The sequence below is a fragment of the Inquilinus limosus MP06 genome, from assembly GCF_000767795.1.
Classification (GTDB): domain Bacteria; phylum Pseudomonadota; class Alphaproteobacteria; order DSM-16000; family Inquilinaceae; genus Inquilinus; species Inquilinus limosus_E.
The window spans coordinates 1-618 of sequence record NZ_JANX01001133.1; the positions used below are offsets into that span (position 1 = coordinate 1).

At 75.4% G+C, this 618-nt stretch carries 1 protein-coding gene; it reads right to left on the reverse strand.

All coding sequences use genetic code 11. From position 1 onward, the window contains the following. Positions 1 to 142: 142 nt before the first annotated feature. On the reverse strand, positions 143 to 618 hold a 476-nt coding region (locus P409_RS37575; protein ID WP_152613741.1), incomplete at its 5' end, for an RsmD family RNA methyltransferase.

The following is a 618-nucleotide window of genomic DNA, read 5'->3' on the forward strand; positions in this document are numbered from 1 at the left end:
TTGCCGCCGCTGGCGACCAGGACCAGGCCGGGTTCGGGGAAGCGGACGTTGCGGATATGGTCGCGGGCATGGCAGCCGAAGACGCAGGCGGTGCCTACGGCCTCGTCGCGCAGGGTGCCGCCCTCTTCCCCGAAATGGCGGATCAGCGCGGTGGCGGCCCTGTGACCCATGACCTAGTCCGCCACCCGGCCGAAGCCGATGCGGGCGATGCCGTAGCGGCGCTCGTCCAGCAGGGCCAGGCCGGGCACCGCCGGCTCGTCGGCCGCGGTCTCGGCCACCACCAGGCAGCCGGGCGCCAGCCAGCCGGCGGCGGCCACGCGCCCGGATCGCCGGGCCGAGTCAGCCCCTGGCGGTAGGGCGGATCCAGGAACAGCAGCGTCGCCTGTGCCCGCGCCGGCGGCGGCTTCAGCGCATCGGCGCGCAGCAGATGGGCGCGGGTCGTCTCGCCCAGCGTCTCGGCATTCTTCCGGGCGAAGCCCAGCGCCGCGGCCGAGCTGTCGAACAGCCAGGCCTCGGCGGCGCCGCGCGACAGCGCCTCGAAAGCCAGCGCGCCGGTGCCGGCGAAGGCGTCCAGCACCACGGCTCCGGTAATGGCGTCGCCCTCGTCCGGGCCGTAGC